The sequence below is a fragment of the Streptomyces cyaneofuscatus genome (assembly GCF_042718795.1).
Taxonomy (GTDB): Bacteria; Actinomycetota; Actinomycetes; order Streptomycetales; family Streptomycetaceae; genus Streptomyces; species Streptomyces cyaneofuscatus_A.
In genome coordinates, this window is record NZ_JBHXOX010000007.1 from 76,513 (window position 1) to 89,980 (window position 13,468).

Below are 13,468 nucleotides of genomic sequence, written 5' to 3' on the forward strand. Positions count from 1 at the left end.
CGCTAGCGGCCCGCGAACGCCTCCCTCAAGGCTTCGTCCAGTTGCTCCGCCGCTTCGTCGAGATCGGGCGACTCGTCCGTCAGGAGTCCGTACACCGCCGATTGCAGGGCCTGGGTGAACGCTCCGTAGTACGGCGTGCGCGGACGCTGCACCGCCTCCTCCAGCGCCCGCCGTACGCTCCCGATGTACTCCGACCGCTCCCGCGCGGACGGGGCGCGGGCGCTGCCCTCCCGTGGCACCGGGTCCGCGGAGGCCGTGCCGGGCCGCAGCGCCTCGGTGACCGCTTCCCAGCAGGCCGCCGGTGCCCCGGTCGTCTTCTCCGCGGTGTACGACGAGAGACGGGTCGCGGCGAAACCGGCGTCCAGGAGGCAGCGTTCGCTGCGCGGCCCGGTGAGGAACGCGAGCAGCTTCCGGGCGGCGGCGGATCGCGGGGACGCGGCGGAGACGGCGAGGTTCTGGCCGCCGAGCACGGAGCGGCCGGGGAGCGGGACGGCGGCGTACCGCTCCGGTGCCAACCGGCTCTGGAGCGCGCCGAAGGCATAGGGCCAGTTCCGCATGTAGACCACCCGGCCCTGCGCGAAGTCGTCCAGGGTGGCGTCCTCGTTCGAGGTCAGCGCCCTCGGCAGCAGCGTGCGGTTGTCGTCGACATGCCTGAGGAACTCCTGGAGGCCGTCCTTCAGGGTGTCCGGCGTGGCGGTGTACTTGCCGTCAGCGCTCGCGATCCGCACGTCGGCGGCGGCGAAGGCGTCCATCACGTTGACCGTCAGGCCCTCGTAGGGGGCGAGCTGTGTGGTCCAGCCCTTCTGCGGGTCATCGCCTTCCGGCTGCCCGCTGCCGAGGGTCGCGATGGAGTCGTAGAGGTTCTGCCAGGACCAGTCGCCGGTCGGTTGGCGGTTCTCGTTGATGCCGCTCTGCTCGATCAGGTCCTTGCGGTAGTAGAGCAGGCCGACGTCCGTGTTGAAGGGCAGGGCGTAGGTCCGGCCCTTCCACCGGGTGGTGCTCAGTACTTCGGGGATGACGTCGGGGTCGTCGGGGTCGGGGTCCGGCAGCGCCTGGATCAGTCCGGCCTCGGCGAACTCGGGTATCCAGGTGACGTCGAGGTTGACGATGTCGTACGCGGCGCTGCCGGACTGGAGTGCGCCGAGCAACTGGCTGCGCTGCTGGTCGGCGCCGCCGGGCAGCTCGACGATCTGCGCCCGCAGGTCGGGGTCGTCCTTGTGTTGGCGGTTCCATTCGGCGATGAGCTGTTGGCGCACTCCGCCGGAGCCGGTCACGTCGAGGCCGCTGGCCACGATGATCGGGCCCGGTGCCTGGGTGCCGGCCGTCGGCGACGGGCCGTCCGTGCCACTCCCCGTACAGGCGGCCGACAGGGTGAGCAGCAGGCACCCCAGGACGCGGGAGCGGGAAGGGCGACGGGACCGCGTGCCGCTCACCGGGCATCCCCCGTCCCGGTCTTGGCGACCTCGGCGGTCAGCTCGGTGGCCAGGTCGTCGGAGGCGTCCAGGCAACGGCCGCCGGTCGCCTCGGCGAGCCGCTGGTTCAGCAGTCCGGGTGCGCATCCGCCGCCGCGCAGCGCGACCGTGACCACGCGTACCGGCGCCCCCTCGGTCGCGGTCTCCACCAGGGCGAGGACGTCCTCACCCTGAAGGTCGGCGGAGTCCTCGTCGTCCGTGACGAGCACGAGCAGCCGAGGCACGGGGCCCTCGGAGCCCGACCGGAGCTCGGACAGGCCGTCGCGCAGGCCGTCCAGGACGCGCGCGTTCTTGTTCACCGCCGGGGCCCGGCCGACCGCCGCGCGGGCCCGGCCCGGGTCCGGGCCGGCGCTGCCGAAGGGGACCAGTTCCGTGTGGTTCGCGGCGCTTCCCGGTGAGAGCCCCCACACCCCGAACGTGTCCTCGGGGCCGATCGGGGCGGTGGACCGGGCCACCAGGTCCTTGGCACGTCCCGGCCCTGACCAGACCCGGTTGTCCTCCATCGAGGTCGAGTCGTCCAGCAGGTAGAGGACGCGGCCGGGGCCGAGCGCCTGGCGGTAGTCGCGCAGCGCCTCGGTGACCTCGGAGGCCGAGGTCGGCGGGTTCGAGGGCGGCAGGAGGAGGCTCACCGCCCCTTCGTTGGCCTTCGCCGTGAGCGGGGAGGCGGCGGGAGGAAGCGACGGCTTCCCGCTCGGCCCGGTGCGGAAGCCGTCCCGCACGAAGACCGCGCCGGCCTCGGGGTCCTTGGCCAGCCAGTCGTAGAAGTCCCGCACGGCCTGCCCGCGCGCGGTCGCGTCCCGGTCGGCCCCGGCCCAGGTGACACGGAAGAAGGGGAGGTCGAGTACGGGAACGTCGGTGGGGTAGCGGGCCGCACGGTGCTCCAGGACGTCGCTGGCGCAGGCCGGTCGTCCCACGGTGCCGGCCTCCCCGCTCGCGGAAGGCAGGTTGAACAGGGCCATGGTCTGCTCGGGAATCAGCACCGCGGCCCTGTCCTCCAGTGCGTTACGGGACCCGTCGGCGAGGCCGCACATCAGATCGCGCGCCGTGGGCTGCGGGGGAAGCCGGTCATCGGTGAGGGCGGCCTCGACGTCGCCTGGACGGCGGTCGCCGGTCCCGTACAGCGCGGTGGTCGACAGCAGCGCGCCGTCTCCGCCCTCGGGGTCGGGACGTAACACCTGGTAGGGCTCCGGACCGTCCGTGCCGCCGTCCCGGACTCGGGCGACCAGGTCGGCCAGCGGTGCGTGGCGATCGGCAGGGCCGGGCTTCCGGCCCGCGTCGGCGGGGACGGCGAGGACCATCGGGGTGTACGCGACAGAGCCCAGCGAGTCGAGCTTCGCGACTGTTCCGGCCGCCATGCTCCGCTCGGCGAGCACGCGCAGAGAGGTGACCGTGGCGGCCGGGATCCAGACGTCGGGCTGGGCCCCGAGATCGCGTTGCGGCAACAGGCAGTCGCCGGAGGGCGGGCAGGAGGCGGGAGGGGATTGCCAGAGCGGGGCGGCCTGGAGCGCGTCGACGACATCGGTGGCGTTGCCGGTGTACACGCTGATGCCCACGGCCCGGCAGCCGCCGGTGTCGCGGTCGAGATAGACATCGGCGGCCTTCTGCACGGTGGGCCGGATGTCGGGATCCACCAGTACGCGCAGTTCCAGAGGCGGCGCGCAGCCGCGGTCCGGGCCGCCGCCGAGGCTCAGCAGGACGCCGGCTCCGGCGAGGCAGGCGAGCGCGAGGGCGGCACACAACGCCCGGTAGCGCCGGGAGGACGGACGCCGCCTCGGTGTCGCGCCGACGGCCCGAGCCGGGTGGACCGGGCCGGCCTCGGCTTCGTTCTCGACCTCGGCCCCGTACTCGGCCTCGCCCTCCCCGGGCCGCCCCGGTGTCTCGACCGCACCACCCACTCCGGTGGACGCGAGCGCCGGACGACCGGCCTCCGGCGCTGTCCCGCCCGACTCCGACGGCTTGTGCTCCCGCCCGTGGCTCCTGCCGGGGATGGCGAGCAGCACGTCGTCGCCGTGTCGGCGCTCCCCCGGGATCCAGCGGTGATCGTGGACCGCTTTCAGAGGGGCCATCACCTCGCGGATCTCCCCCACCAGCCGGGTGAAGGTGGCGGGCTTCGAGGCCCACGTCCGCCCGGTGAGCAGGCGGTGGAGCCCGACGGTGAAGTCCGTGCCGGTCGCGGCGTCGCCGGGTGGGATCTCCACGTTCTGCTCGGCCGCCATCAGGAGTGCGAAGCTCTGCTGCTCCTCCGGGTGGAAGTCCAGCCGCGCGTTCCCGGCGAAACAGCAGTCGAGAACGACCACGACCCAGTCGGCCTGCGCCAGCCGCAGCTCGGCCATGACGTGATCGCGCCACGAGAGCGCGTCGACGAAAGGGCGGTGCGGATCGGCGATGACCCGCGAGGGGCTGAACAGCAGATGCAGATCCGTTCCGTCAGCCCGAACCACGCCGTGCCCGGCGAAGTAGACGACGAGAAGCCCGTCGACCTGCTCGCGGGCGTCCCGTAACGCACGGACCGCCTCCAGCGGGTCTACCGTGCCCGGGCCGCTCCCGGTCGGGCCCGGCAGGACGACCAGCTCTCCGGGTGCCATGACGCCCGTGCCCTCGGCGGTCAGCGCCTCCGCCATGAGCCGGAGGCTGCGCGCGACCGCGGGCAGGTCGGCTTCGTAGGCGTAGGAGTCGACGCCGATGAGCACCGCGCGATGGGTCTTGGACCGGTTCTGCGGACTACGCGCGTTGTACGGGGGCACAACGCCTAGCCCCGCCCGTCCGCGTCCCGCCCGTCCTCGTCCTGTCCGTCCGTGTTCGGCCCGTCCGCCGCATCCGCCGGGCGTCGCTCCGTCTCGCCGGAGCCGGGTTCGTCCCGGGCACCGGGACCCGTCCTGGTGTCCCGTCGGAGCGTGGGGTCGCCGTCGCCGTCGTCCGCGTCGAGCGTGACCCGGGGAAGCTCTTCGGCGTTCGCGAGCCTGCGCCGGTTGCGGTGCCAGGCGAGGACCGCCCGCCAGACGTTCTCGATCACCGACCGGGCCACCTCGGCGGTGACGACGAGCAGGATGTCCTGCACCAACTCGCCGCCCATGGAGGGGCTCTGCCGACGTGAGTCCACCAGCCTGACGTCGAGCCCGCCCTCGTCCCGGGCCTCCGTCAGGATCGGAGCGTCCTCCAGCCACTGGTGCAGCGCCGCGAGATCCTCCCGCCGCCGGTGCGTACCGCTGACCTCGACCCGGAACACGAGCTGTCCGCCCGAGGCCCCCTGCTCCCCCGCCAACGCTTCGCTGTCGTCCGCCACGAAACCCGCCCCCTCCCGGCGCGAACCATCCGCTCACGCCCGTAACTCACAAGTATTTCACGGGGATTGCACCCGGGCATGGGTTCGGTGCCAGTTGCGCGCCCGTCCCCGGGCACACCGTTCCGATACCCCGGTGGCCGCCCCCGGACCGCCTCGCCTCACGTCCCGTCGGGCCCCAGGTCCAGGTCCTTCAGCGCGTTCTCGACGACCTCGGTGAGGGCGGGGTGGATCCACAGGGGCTGCTCGGCCAGCTCGCGTACGGTCATGCCGCTGGTCAGCGCGATGACCAGCGGCTGTACCAGGGTGGCGGCCTGCGGCCCGAGGATGTGTCCGCCCAGCAGGCGTCCGGTGCGCCGGTCGGCCAGCACCTTGCAGAATCCGTCGGTCTCCTCCAGCGCCCAGCCGTAGGCCACATCCGCGTACCGGTGGACCGCGACCGCGTAGTCCAGACCCTGCTCACGGGCCTCCTGCTCGGTCAGCCCGACCTGGGCGATCTGCGGACGCGTGAAGACGGCCGACGGCACCGCGTCGTAGTTCATGGTCCGCCGGTCGTCGGGGTGGAGCAGGTTGTGGGCGACGATCTCCGCCTCACGGTTGGCGACGTGCTTCAGCGGGACCTGCGTGGAGATGTCGCCGAGGGCCCAGACCCCGTCGGCGGTCGTGCGCAGGTGCTCGTCCACGGTGATCCGTCCGCCGTCACCGGTCTCGACACCCGCCGCGGCCACACCCAGCCGGTCGCTGTTCGGCCGGCGGCCCACGGCCACCAGCAAGGTGTCGGCGGTCAGTTCGGTGCCGTCGTCCAGAGTGAGGCGGAGATCGCCGGGCCTGCCGGAGACCTCGGTCAGCTCGCGCCCGAGCCGCAGGTCCCACCGGTCGCGCACGAGGTCGGTGAGGGTGCGGGAGACCAGCTCGTCCTGCTGCTGGGCCAGCAGCCGGTCCGCCTGCTCGATGACGGTGACCTGGCTGCCGAGGGAGTGGAAGACGTGTGACAGCTCCGCGGCGATGTACCCGCCGCCGAGGACGACGAGCCGTCGCGGCACCTCTTCCAGGCGCATGATCGTATCGGACGTCTCGTACGGCAGCCCGGAGTCGGCGACCACCGGAGGGACGACGGGCCGCCCGCCGGCGGCGATCACGATCCGTTCCGCCTCGATCTCGACGGGCCCGTCGTCGGTCTCCACCGTGAGCCGACGCGGGCCCGTGAAGCGGGCTGTGCCCCGGTAGACGGTGATGTACTCGGAGTCGCGACGGCCCTTCTCGCCCTCCTCGGCCGCCGCGTCCAGTCGGCCGAAGACCCGGCTGCGGATGTCCCGCCAGCGGACACCGCGCAGTTCGGCGTCGATGTCGTGGCGTTCCGACTCCCGGACGGAGTCCGCCACATCGGCCGTGGCCGCGAGCATCTTGCTCGGGATGCAGCCGGCGTTCAGGCAGGTACCGCCGAACGGTCCGGCGGAGACCAGGGCGATGTCGAGATCGGCGAAGCGGTCGTCGATGAGTGCGTTGCCGGTACCGGCGCCCAGAACGATCAGGTCATGTCGTCGCATAGCGGGAAGGTAACCGCTGGGGCCGGGCGTACACCTCTCCCGCCGGACACGCGCCCTAGGGCTGCCGCGAGGCGGGCTCGTCTGCCTCGGAGGACCGGCGCGAGGCGGCGCGAGCGGCCCAGGCGACGGCCAGCACGCCCACGGCCAGCAGCGGATACCCCATGACGATCTTCGCGGTGCCCAGCGAGCCGACCTCGTCGGCCTGGTACAGGTACTGCTGGACGGCGAAGCGGGCGGCGAAGATGACCGTGAGCACGATCGTCGCGACGCCGAAGTACCGGCGCGCACGCCGGTCGTCCCGCCAGGTCGAACCCTTGCCCCGCAGCGAGAACCACAGAACGCCCGCCAGCGGACGGCCCGCGAGGACGGAGAGACCGAAGATCAGGGCGAGCGCCAGGTTCGACCAGATCCCGATGAGGAAGTAGTCCTTGGCCGACCCGGTCCACCAGGAGATCCCAGCGGCGATGGCCACCCCGAAGACCCCGCCGATGGCGGGCATGACCGACTCCTTGCGGATCAGCCGCTCGGCGGCGATCACCACGGCGAGGGCGACAGCGGCGATGATCGCCGTCGTGAGTCCGCCGATGGCGTTGCCGATGACGAAGGCGAGGACCGGCAGAGCGGAGTAGATCACGCCACGGACTCCACCGGCCTGTTCCAGGGCGGACGGCCGCTGTCGCGGGGCAGGCTCCGGCTGCCCCGGCAGCACGGTCCCGGCCTCGGCCGGGTCACGGGGATCGATAGCGGACCGCCTCTCAGCGGGGTCCGGGACCGGCCGCCCGTCGTCCAGCGGTTGCTGCGTCTGGTTGATCGCCACGGTGACCTTCTTTCGGAGGTAGGACGAAAGGACGTGGGACGTGGTGCGCTCTGGGCCACCTGCTATCCCCAAAGCCGGGCACCATGTCGAAAAGACCGGACCAGGTCGGCCAATGCCCCGGCAGGCGCCCGGTCAGGCGCGGCAACGCTCCGGATCGCCGCCGCCGGGGCCCGGATCGGACCCGTTTCGGGCGGCCGAACGGCCGGGGCGCGCACCACCGGGTCCTGCGGGCTCCGGAGTCCGCGGCCGGCCGCCGGGCCGCCCGGTCCTCGTACCGATACCGGACAGGTACGGTAAAGACGTACCGATGTCTCTCATGGGCCTCCTGGCGGGCTGCGTGAACCCAGGAGGAGCCGCATGACGACCAACCGTGGACGCAAGGACGTCATCCGCGACCGGATGGCCGCCACCGGCGAGTCGTACAACGTCGCCGCCCGCAACCTCAAGGCCATGAAGGACATGGGCGCCACCCGCGAGGCCGTCCTCGTGCAGCGCTGGACCCCCGCCGACAGCTTCGACGTGCCCTGTCCGTGCGGCGGGACCTGTGAACCCGGTGAGACCTGCGACCACTGCCACGCCCGCCACCGCCATGTGAAGCGTTACCCGGGCTCCACCACCGAGGTCGAGACCTGGGCCGACCGCTACGAGTGCACCGGCTGCTCCTCCTCGTACACCCTGACCGTCCACCTGGCCGGGCGGCCCTGGGGCGTCGCGGAGACCGTCGTGCAGGGCGGGTCGGCCGAGGAGGTCGTACGGGCCCGGGTCTTCCCCGGGGTCATCCACCCGCTGCTGCGCTCGGAGGCCGCCGAGGACCCCCACCAGCAGTGAGGCGCCCCTCGGTGCACACCCCGTCACCGTGAGCGTGCGGTCGGCCGTTTTCGGGGTAAGCGAGAGGCAGGCCCCTCAAGGAGGAATCATGTCCCGCCTGATCGCCCGCATCACCCAGTTCACCCGCAGCCCCCAGGGCCGCCGGACCATCGAGTCGGCCCGCCGCGCCGCCGCCGACCCCCGCAAGCGTGCCCAGGCCCGCAGCCTGTTCGGACGGTTGCGCGGACGCCGGTGACGCCGGCGCTTCGGCGGACGGCCGGAGCGGTGCCGGGAGGCGTACGCAGAAGATGCCCGCACAGGTCTCCCTGTGCGGGCATCTTCGCGTTCCGTCAGCGTGCGGTTCAGCTCTCGTCCGGTGCCAGCGTCAGCGAGATCGAGTTGATGCAGTAGCGCTGGTCCGTGGGGGTCGGGTAGCCCTCGCCCTCGAAGACATGGCCCAGGTGCGAGCCGCAGCGGGCGCAGCGCACCTCGGTGCGGACCATGCCGTGGGCGCGGTCCTCGATCAGCTCGACCGCGTCCGTGTCCTTCGGGTCGTAGAAGGACGGCCAGCCGCAGTGCGACTCGAACTTGGTGTCGGAGCGGAACAGCTCCGCCCCGCAGGCCCGGCAGGAGTAGACGCCCGCCGTCTTGGTGTCGGTGTACTCACCGCGGAAGGCGGGTTCGGTGCCGGCCTGGCGCAGGACCTGGTACTCGGCGGGGGACAGCTCCGCCCGCCACTGCTCGTCCGGCTTCTCGACGTCGTACGGCACGGCTCGCTCCTCAGCTCGACAGGTGGTCGCTCGGTCCGGTCGCCCCTCGGCTACCGGGCGCTCGACAGGTGGTCCAGGATGCGCGGGCCGAGGTCGGTGACATCGCCCGCTCCCATGGTGAGAACGAGATCACCGGGCCCCGCCATTCCCGCGACGGCGGCGGGGACGTCCGCCTGGTCGTGGACGGCGGTGACCTCGGCGCCCGCCGCCTTCGCCGCGTCGATGATCAGGGCGCTGGTGATGCCCGGGATCGGGTCCTCACGGGCCGGGTAGATGTCCAGGACCACGGAGGCGTCGGCCAGCGCGAGGGCCTGGCCCATCTCCGTACCCAGCTCCTGGGTACGCGAGAACAGGTGCGGCTGGAAGACGACCAGGATGCGGGCGTCGGCGGCCGCGCCGCGCATGGCCTCCAGGTCGGCGGTCATCTCGGTGGGGTGGTGCGCGTACGAGTCGATGACCTGCACCCCCGCCGCCTCGCCCTTGAGCTGGAGGCGGCGCTTGACCCCGGTGTACGAACCGAGGGCCGAGGCCAGGTTGTGCGCGGGGATGCCGAGGGCGACGCCGGCGGCGAGCGCGGCGACCGCGTTGTGGGCGTAGTGGGCGCCGGGGACCGAGACGGTGAAGGTGAGGAACTTGCCGTTGAGGAGGACCGTGACCTCGCTGGTCAGGCCGCGTGGGGTGACCTTGTGGACGCGTACGTCGGCGCTCTCGGCGGAGCCGTACGTGACGACCTTGAGGTCGGAGAGGTCGCGGACCCGGCGGGTCAGCTCGACCGCGCCGGGCTGGTCGGCGGAGATGACCAGGGTGCCGCCGGGGACGACCTTGCCGACGAACGTCTCGAAGGAGTCGTAGATCTCGTCCATCGAGGCGTAGTTCGCGTGGTGGTCCAGCTCCACGTTGAGGACGATCGCGACCTCGGGGTCGTACTTCTGGAAGCTGCGGTCGCTCTCGTCCGCCTCCGCGACGAAGATGTCCCCCTCGCCGTGCGTGGCGTTGGTGCCGGGGCCCTCCAGGTCGCCGCCGATGGCGTACGAAGGGGCCAGGCTCAGCGAGGAGAGGGCGACGGCCAGCATCGACGTGGTCGTCGTCTTGCCGTGCGTGCCGGCCACCGCGATGGCGCGCAGGCCGTTCATCAGGGAGGCCAGCGCGTCGGAGCGGTGCACCACCGGGACGGCCAGCTCGGCGGCGCGCAGCAGCTCCGGGTTGTCGGCGCGGATGGCGCTGGAGACGACCACGCAGGACGCGTCGTCGGCCAGGTTCCGGGCCTCGTGCCCGATGTGCACGGTCGCCCCCAGCGCCCGCAGCGACTCGACGGTGGCGGACTCCTTGGCGTCGCTGCCCGCCACCTTCGCTCCGCGCTGGGCGAGGATCTTCGCGATGCCCGACATTCCGGCGCCGCCGATGCCGATGAAGTGCGGTCGTTCCATGGCGGCGGGAATTCCGGGTGCCATCGTTGAGTTCTCCATCCTCTTGCTGGTGAGAGTCCTGCGCGGTTCCGGGTTGCCCTCCGGCGGCCCGCGCGGCCTTCAGCCTATTCGCTGTGCGCGAAGAGCTTGAGCACCGGGACGCCGACCTTGTGCCGGGCCCGTGAGGCCCAGTCGCGGTGGAAGAACTCCTCCACGTAGTGCGGGGCGGTCAGGACGATGACCTCGTCCGCGCCCGCGTCTTCGACGACGGTCTTCAGCTTGTCCAGGGGGTGGTCCTCGATCACCTGTCCGACCGCTTCGGCGCCCGCCTCGCGCAGGGCCCGTAGCGAGTACTCCAGGCCGATCTCGGCGGGTTCGCGGGCCTCCTTGCCCTCCGGTTCCTCGCCCTCGCGGACGGCGTCCCTGAGCTCCCCCATCGCCACGTCGTCGATCGCGCGCAGCAGGACATCGGCCTGGTCGCCGCGCGGCTGCAACAGAACGACGAACGAGATCCGCTCCTCGCCGTGGAGGGTGGTGACGAAGTCCACGTCCTCGGGAGTGAGCGGCTTCTCGATCATCAAAACGCTTGTGAACACGACAGGCGCCCTTCCGCTTCTGCGTCTCGCCGACAGCCGGCTCGGCCGTCGACGGTCGTTTGCTGAAACCATCCTTCCCCGTGATTCCACGGGGACTGCAGAGGTAAGTGTGCCCAGCCGAAGCTAAGCGGAACGGGTAATTCCGCTAAGTGTCCCCGCACTGATGACCGTGCACGCCGTCGCCGGTCACCCGGCTCCTTACCGTCGGTAGCGGCCGAAGAGAAACCCGTCCTCCTCCAGCAGCGACGCCAAGGCGAAACGTTCCGGCACGGCGACCCCGGGACCTCCGGCGATCCGCTGCGCGTCCCCGGCCGTGAGCATCGGGGAGAGCGTCAGGCAGAGCTCGTCCAGCGCCCCCGCCGCCACGAACTGGCCGAGCAGCCGGGGCCCTCCCTCGGTGAGCTGCCGCCGCAGCCCCCGGTCCGCCAGCTCGCGCACCGCGCGCGCCGGGTCCACCCGGGTGCCCTCGCCCGCGATCACCACCTCCGCGCCCGCCTGCCGGGCCGCCCCGATCCGGTCGGCGGGAGCCCCGGAACCGGTCACCACGAGGGTCGGGACGAGCGGCTCGGTGAACAGCGGCAGCGCGAAGTCCAGGTCCAACGAGCCGCTCACCACCGCGACAGCCGGCGCGGGCCCCTGCCCGGCCGCCGCCCGCCGCGCCGCGAAGGCCTCCCGGGCGCGGGCCGGACGGTACCCCTCCAGACGTACGGTCTCGGCTCCGGCGATCACCACATCGGCCAGGGCCCTCAGGGTGCCGAAGATCCGCATGTCGGCGGTGCAGGAGATGGGCTGCGAGCGGCCGTCGTGCTGGGCGGCGCCGTCGAGGGTGGAGACCATGTTGGCGCGCAGCCACGAGGCGCCCGTCATGGGGTACGCGTACGCCTCGGCCAGCTCGTCGAAACTCCACTCGCGGTCGGCGGCGGCGGCCGTTGTTGTCAGGTCCGTCACAGGGAACAGGCTTCGCATGGGTTGCAGTCTGGCACGGGCCTTAGGGTGGAGAGTTGTGTCGTCCTCCACCGCGTTTCCGGGGCAGAGCCCCCTTGCCGAAACGGCCCCGCTGTCCCTGTGCGCCCGCGAGCCGCGCGTCCCCGCCGACCGTCTGGTGGCGGAGATGGTGCCGCCGCCGCGCTTCGATTCGGTGCGCTTCGACACCTACGTACCCGACCCGAACCAGCCGAGCCAGAGCGAGGCCGTGACCGTGCTGTCCGGCTTCGCGGCCGGGCTCGGCGGGTCGCACGCGACGGGTTCCGGGCGCCGTAAGTGGTTCGGGAGCAAGAAGCCGGCCGCGCCGGCCGGGCCGCGCGGGGTGTATCTCGACGGCGGTTACGGCGTCGGCAAGACCCACCTGCTCGCCTCCCTCTGGCACGCCACGCCCGCCGAGCCGTCGCTGAAGGCGTTCGGCACGTTCGTGGAGCTGACGAATCTGGTCGGCGCGCTCGGTTTCCAGCAGACCGTGCAGACCCTGAGCGGGCACCGGCTGCTCTGCATCGACGAGTTCGAGCTCGACGACCCGGGCGACACCGTCCTGGTCTCCTCGCTGCTCAGCCGGTTGGTGGAGCACGGGGTGGCGCTGGCCGCGACCTCGAACACGCTGCCGGGCAAGCTCGGCGAGGGCCGGTTCGCCGCCGCGGACTTCCTGCGCGAGATCCAGGGCCTGTCCGCGCACTTCCGCCCGCTGCGCATCGACGGTGAGGACTACCGGCACCGCGGACTGCCCGACGCCCCGCCGCCGTACAGCGACGAGCAGGTCACCCGCGCCGCGTACGCCACGCCGGGCGCGTCCCTGGACGACTTCCCGGGGCTCCTCGATCACCTGGCGAAGGTGCACCCGAGCCGGTACGGGGCGCTGACCGACGAGCTCGGGGCGGTCTGCCTGACCGGGGTGAGCGCGGTGCCGGACCAATCGACGGCGCTGCGCCTGGTGGTGCTGGCCGACCGGCTGTACGACCGCGAGGTGCCGGTGCTGGCCTCCGGGCTGCCGTTCGACCAGCTGTTCAGCGACGAGATGCTGAACGGCGGGTACCGGAAGAAATACTTCCGGGCGATCTCGCGGCTGACGGCACTGGCACGTGACGCGAAGGGCCTGGTGGCGCAGTAGGTTCGGGGGGTGACACCGGGTGCCCGTTCGGCGGCGTGCCCGTAACTCCGTTCGCGTACAAGCGCGTACGGCTCCCGTACGCGTCCATACGAGTCCCGTACGAGTTCCGTACCAGCCCCGTACAACCGCGTACACCGTTTGAAGGGATCCAGCATGGCTACCACGCGTCAGGCGCACACGAACTGGGAAGGCAACCTGCTCGACGGCAAGGGGGTCGTCACCCTCGACTCCTCCGGCATCGGCGAGTATCCCGTCTCCTGGCCGGCCCGCTCGGAGGAGCCGAACGGCAAGACGAGCCCCGAGGAGCTCATCGCCGCCGCGCACTCCAGTTGCTTCTCGATGGCCCTCTCCCACGGACTCGCCGGGGCCGGCACCCCGTCGACCCGGCTGGAGACCAAGGCCGAGGTGACCTTCCAGCCCGGCACGGGTATCACCGGCATCCACCTCACCGTCGTGGGCGAGGTCCCCGGCCTCGACGAGGACGCCTTCGTGAAGGCCGCCGAGGACGCCAAGGCGAACTGCCCGGTCAGCCAGGCGCTGACGGGTACGACGATCACGCTGTCGGCCTCGCTGGCCTGACCCGCACGGGGCGGCCCGGCTCCGTGGGCCGTCCCAGCAGCAACACAAGGCGCGGGGGCGCGCATGGTTCCCCCGCGCCTCTGTGCGTGCTACACA

13 protein-coding genes are annotated in these 13,468 nt (G+C 72.2%); 4 read left to right on the forward strand and 9 right to left on the reverse strand.

Annotation, left to right across the window (positions count from 1 at the left end):
* Nucleotides 1-2: 2 nt before the first annotated feature.
* The 5 genes from ACFWRT_RS09275 to ACFWRT_RS09295 form a co-directional block, all read right to left on the reverse strand.
* Nucleotides 3-1,433 (reverse strand): extracellular solute-binding protein, encoded by a 1,431-nt coding sequence (locus ACFWRT_RS09275; protein ID WP_380951625.1) that lies wholly within the window; start codon nucleotides 1,431-1,433, stop codon nucleotides 3-5.
* Complete coding sequence (locus ACFWRT_RS09280; RefSeq protein ID WP_380951626.1) at nucleotides 1,430-4,216, reverse strand: vWA domain-containing protein; 2,787 nt, start codon at nucleotides 4,214-4,216, stop codon at nucleotides 1,430-1,432. Before ACFWRT_RS09280 ends, ACFWRT_RS09275 begins: the two co-directional genes overlap by 4 nt.
* A 5-nt stretch (nucleotides 4,217-4,221) precedes the next feature.
* A complete protein-coding gene (locus ACFWRT_RS09285; RefSeq protein WP_380951627.1) occupies nucleotides 4,222-4,755 on the reverse strand; it encodes a hypothetical protein in 534 nt (177 codons plus the stop codon).
* 158 nt (nucleotides 4,756-4,913) lie between these two features.
* On the reverse strand, nucleotides 4,914-6,299 hold the full coding sequence (locus tag ACFWRT_RS09290) for a mycothione reductase (RefSeq protein WP_380951628.1): 1,386 nt from the start codon (nucleotides 6,297-6,299) through the stop codon (nucleotides 4,914-4,916).
* Nucleotides 6,300-6,354: 55 nt separating this feature from the next.
* The gene (locus ACFWRT_RS09295; protein WP_380951629.1) at nucleotides 6,355-7,116 is read right to left on the reverse strand and encodes a DUF3159 domain-containing protein; all 762 of its coding nucleotides are present in this window, start codon (nucleotides 7,114-7,116) and stop codon (nucleotides 6,355-6,357) included.
* A gap of 357 nt (nucleotides 7,117-7,473) precedes the next feature.
* Between ACFWRT_RS09295 and ACFWRT_RS09300 the strand changes: the two genes are divergently transcribed.
* Both ACFWRT_RS09300 and ACFWRT_RS09305 read left to right on the forward strand, forming a co-directional pair.
* The gene (locus ACFWRT_RS09300; RefSeq protein ID WP_380951630.1) at nucleotides 7,474-7,944 is read left to right on the forward strand and encodes a hypothetical protein; all 471 of its coding nucleotides are present in this window, start codon (nucleotides 7,474-7,476) and stop codon (nucleotides 7,942-7,944) included.
* An 88-nt stretch (nucleotides 7,945-8,032) separates the two neighbouring features.
* The gene (locus ACFWRT_RS09305) at nucleotides 8,033-8,179 is read left to right on the forward strand and encodes a hypothetical protein (RefSeq protein ID WP_010072536.1); all 147 of its coding nucleotides are present in this window, start codon (nucleotides 8,033-8,035) and stop codon (nucleotides 8,177-8,179) included.
* A 106-nt stretch (nucleotides 8,180-8,285) separates the two neighbouring features.
* On the opposite strand, the gene msrB is transcribed toward ACFWRT_RS09305, so the two are convergent.
* The 4 genes from msrB to ACFWRT_RS09325 all read right to left on the reverse strand — a co-directional run bounded on the left by msrB (nucleotide 8,286) and on the right by ACFWRT_RS09325 (nucleotide 11,661).
* On the reverse strand, nucleotides 8,286-8,693 hold the full coding sequence (gene msrB, locus ACFWRT_RS09310; protein ID WP_380951631.1) for a peptide-methionine (R)-S-oxide reductase MsrB: 408 nt from the start codon (nucleotides 8,691-8,693) through the stop codon (nucleotides 8,286-8,288).
* A 50-nt stretch (nucleotides 8,694-8,743) separates the two neighbouring features.
* Nucleotides 8,744-10,144 carry a UDP-N-acetylmuramate--L-alanine ligase gene (gene murC / locus ACFWRT_RS09315; protein WP_380951632.1) on the reverse strand — a complete coding sequence of 467 codons (1,401 nt, stop codon included), beginning with the start codon at nucleotides 10,142-10,144 and terminating at the stop codon, nucleotides 8,744-8,746.
* An 80-nt stretch (nucleotides 10,145-10,224) separates the two neighbouring features.
* Nucleotides 10,225-10,677, reverse strand: a complete 453-nt coding sequence (locus ACFWRT_RS09320) for an indole-3-glycerol phosphate synthase (RefSeq protein ID WP_380951633.1) — start codon at nucleotides 10,675-10,677, stop codon at nucleotides 10,225-10,227.
* A gap of 216 nt (nucleotides 10,678-10,893) precedes the next feature.
* Nucleotides 10,894-11,661: a pyrimidine reductase family protein gene (locus ACFWRT_RS09325; RefSeq protein ID WP_380951634.1), complete on the reverse strand. Its 768-nt coding sequence runs from the start codon at nucleotides 11,659-11,661 to the stop codon at nucleotides 10,894-10,896.
* Nucleotides 11,662-11,698: 37 nt separating this feature from the next.
* On the opposite strand from ACFWRT_RS09325, the gene zapE reads away from it, so the two are divergent.
* Together zapE and ACFWRT_RS09335 are read left to right on the forward strand one after the other, a co-directional pair.
* Nucleotides 11,699-12,793, forward strand: coding sequence for a cell division protein ZapE (zapE, locus tag ACFWRT_RS09330; RefSeq protein ID WP_380951635.1), 1,095 nt, complete (start codon nucleotides 11,699-11,701; stop codon nucleotides 12,791-12,793).
* Nucleotides 12,794-12,946: 153 nt separating this feature from the next.
* Entirely contained in the window at nucleotides 12,947-13,372 is a 426-nt protein-coding gene (locus ACFWRT_RS09335; RefSeq protein WP_380951636.1) for an OsmC family protein, read from the forward strand.
* Nucleotides 13,373-13,468 lie beyond the last annotated feature (96 nt).

Coding starts and splice junctions, on each gene's coding strand:
- ACFWRT_RS09290 (WP_380951628.1), bottom strand. CDS start 6,299: ATGCGACGACATGACCTGATCGTTCTGGGCGCCGGTACCGGCAACGCA.
- murC (WP_380951632.1), bottom strand. CDS start 10,144: ATGGCACCCGGAATTCCCGCCGCCATGGAACGACCGCACTTCATCGGC.
- ACFWRT_RS09305 (WP_010072536.1), top strand. CDS start 8,033: ATGTCCCGCCTGATCGCCCGCATCACCCAGTTCACCCGCAGCCCCCAG.
- ACFWRT_RS09320 (WP_380951633.1), bottom strand. CDS start 10,677: ATGATCGAGAAGCCGCTCACTCCCGAGGACGTGGACTTCGTCACCACC.
- ACFWRT_RS09300 (WP_380951630.1), top strand. CDS start 7,474: ATGACGACCAACCGTGGACGCAAGGACGTCATCCGCGACCGGATGGCC.
- ACFWRT_RS09335 (WP_380951636.1), top strand. CDS start 12,947: ATGGCTACCACGCGTCAGGCGCACACGAACTGGGAAGGCAACCTGCTC.
- ACFWRT_RS09325 (WP_380951634.1), bottom strand. CDS start 11,661: ATGCGAAGCCTGTTCCCTGTGACGGACCTGACAACAACGGCCGCCGCC.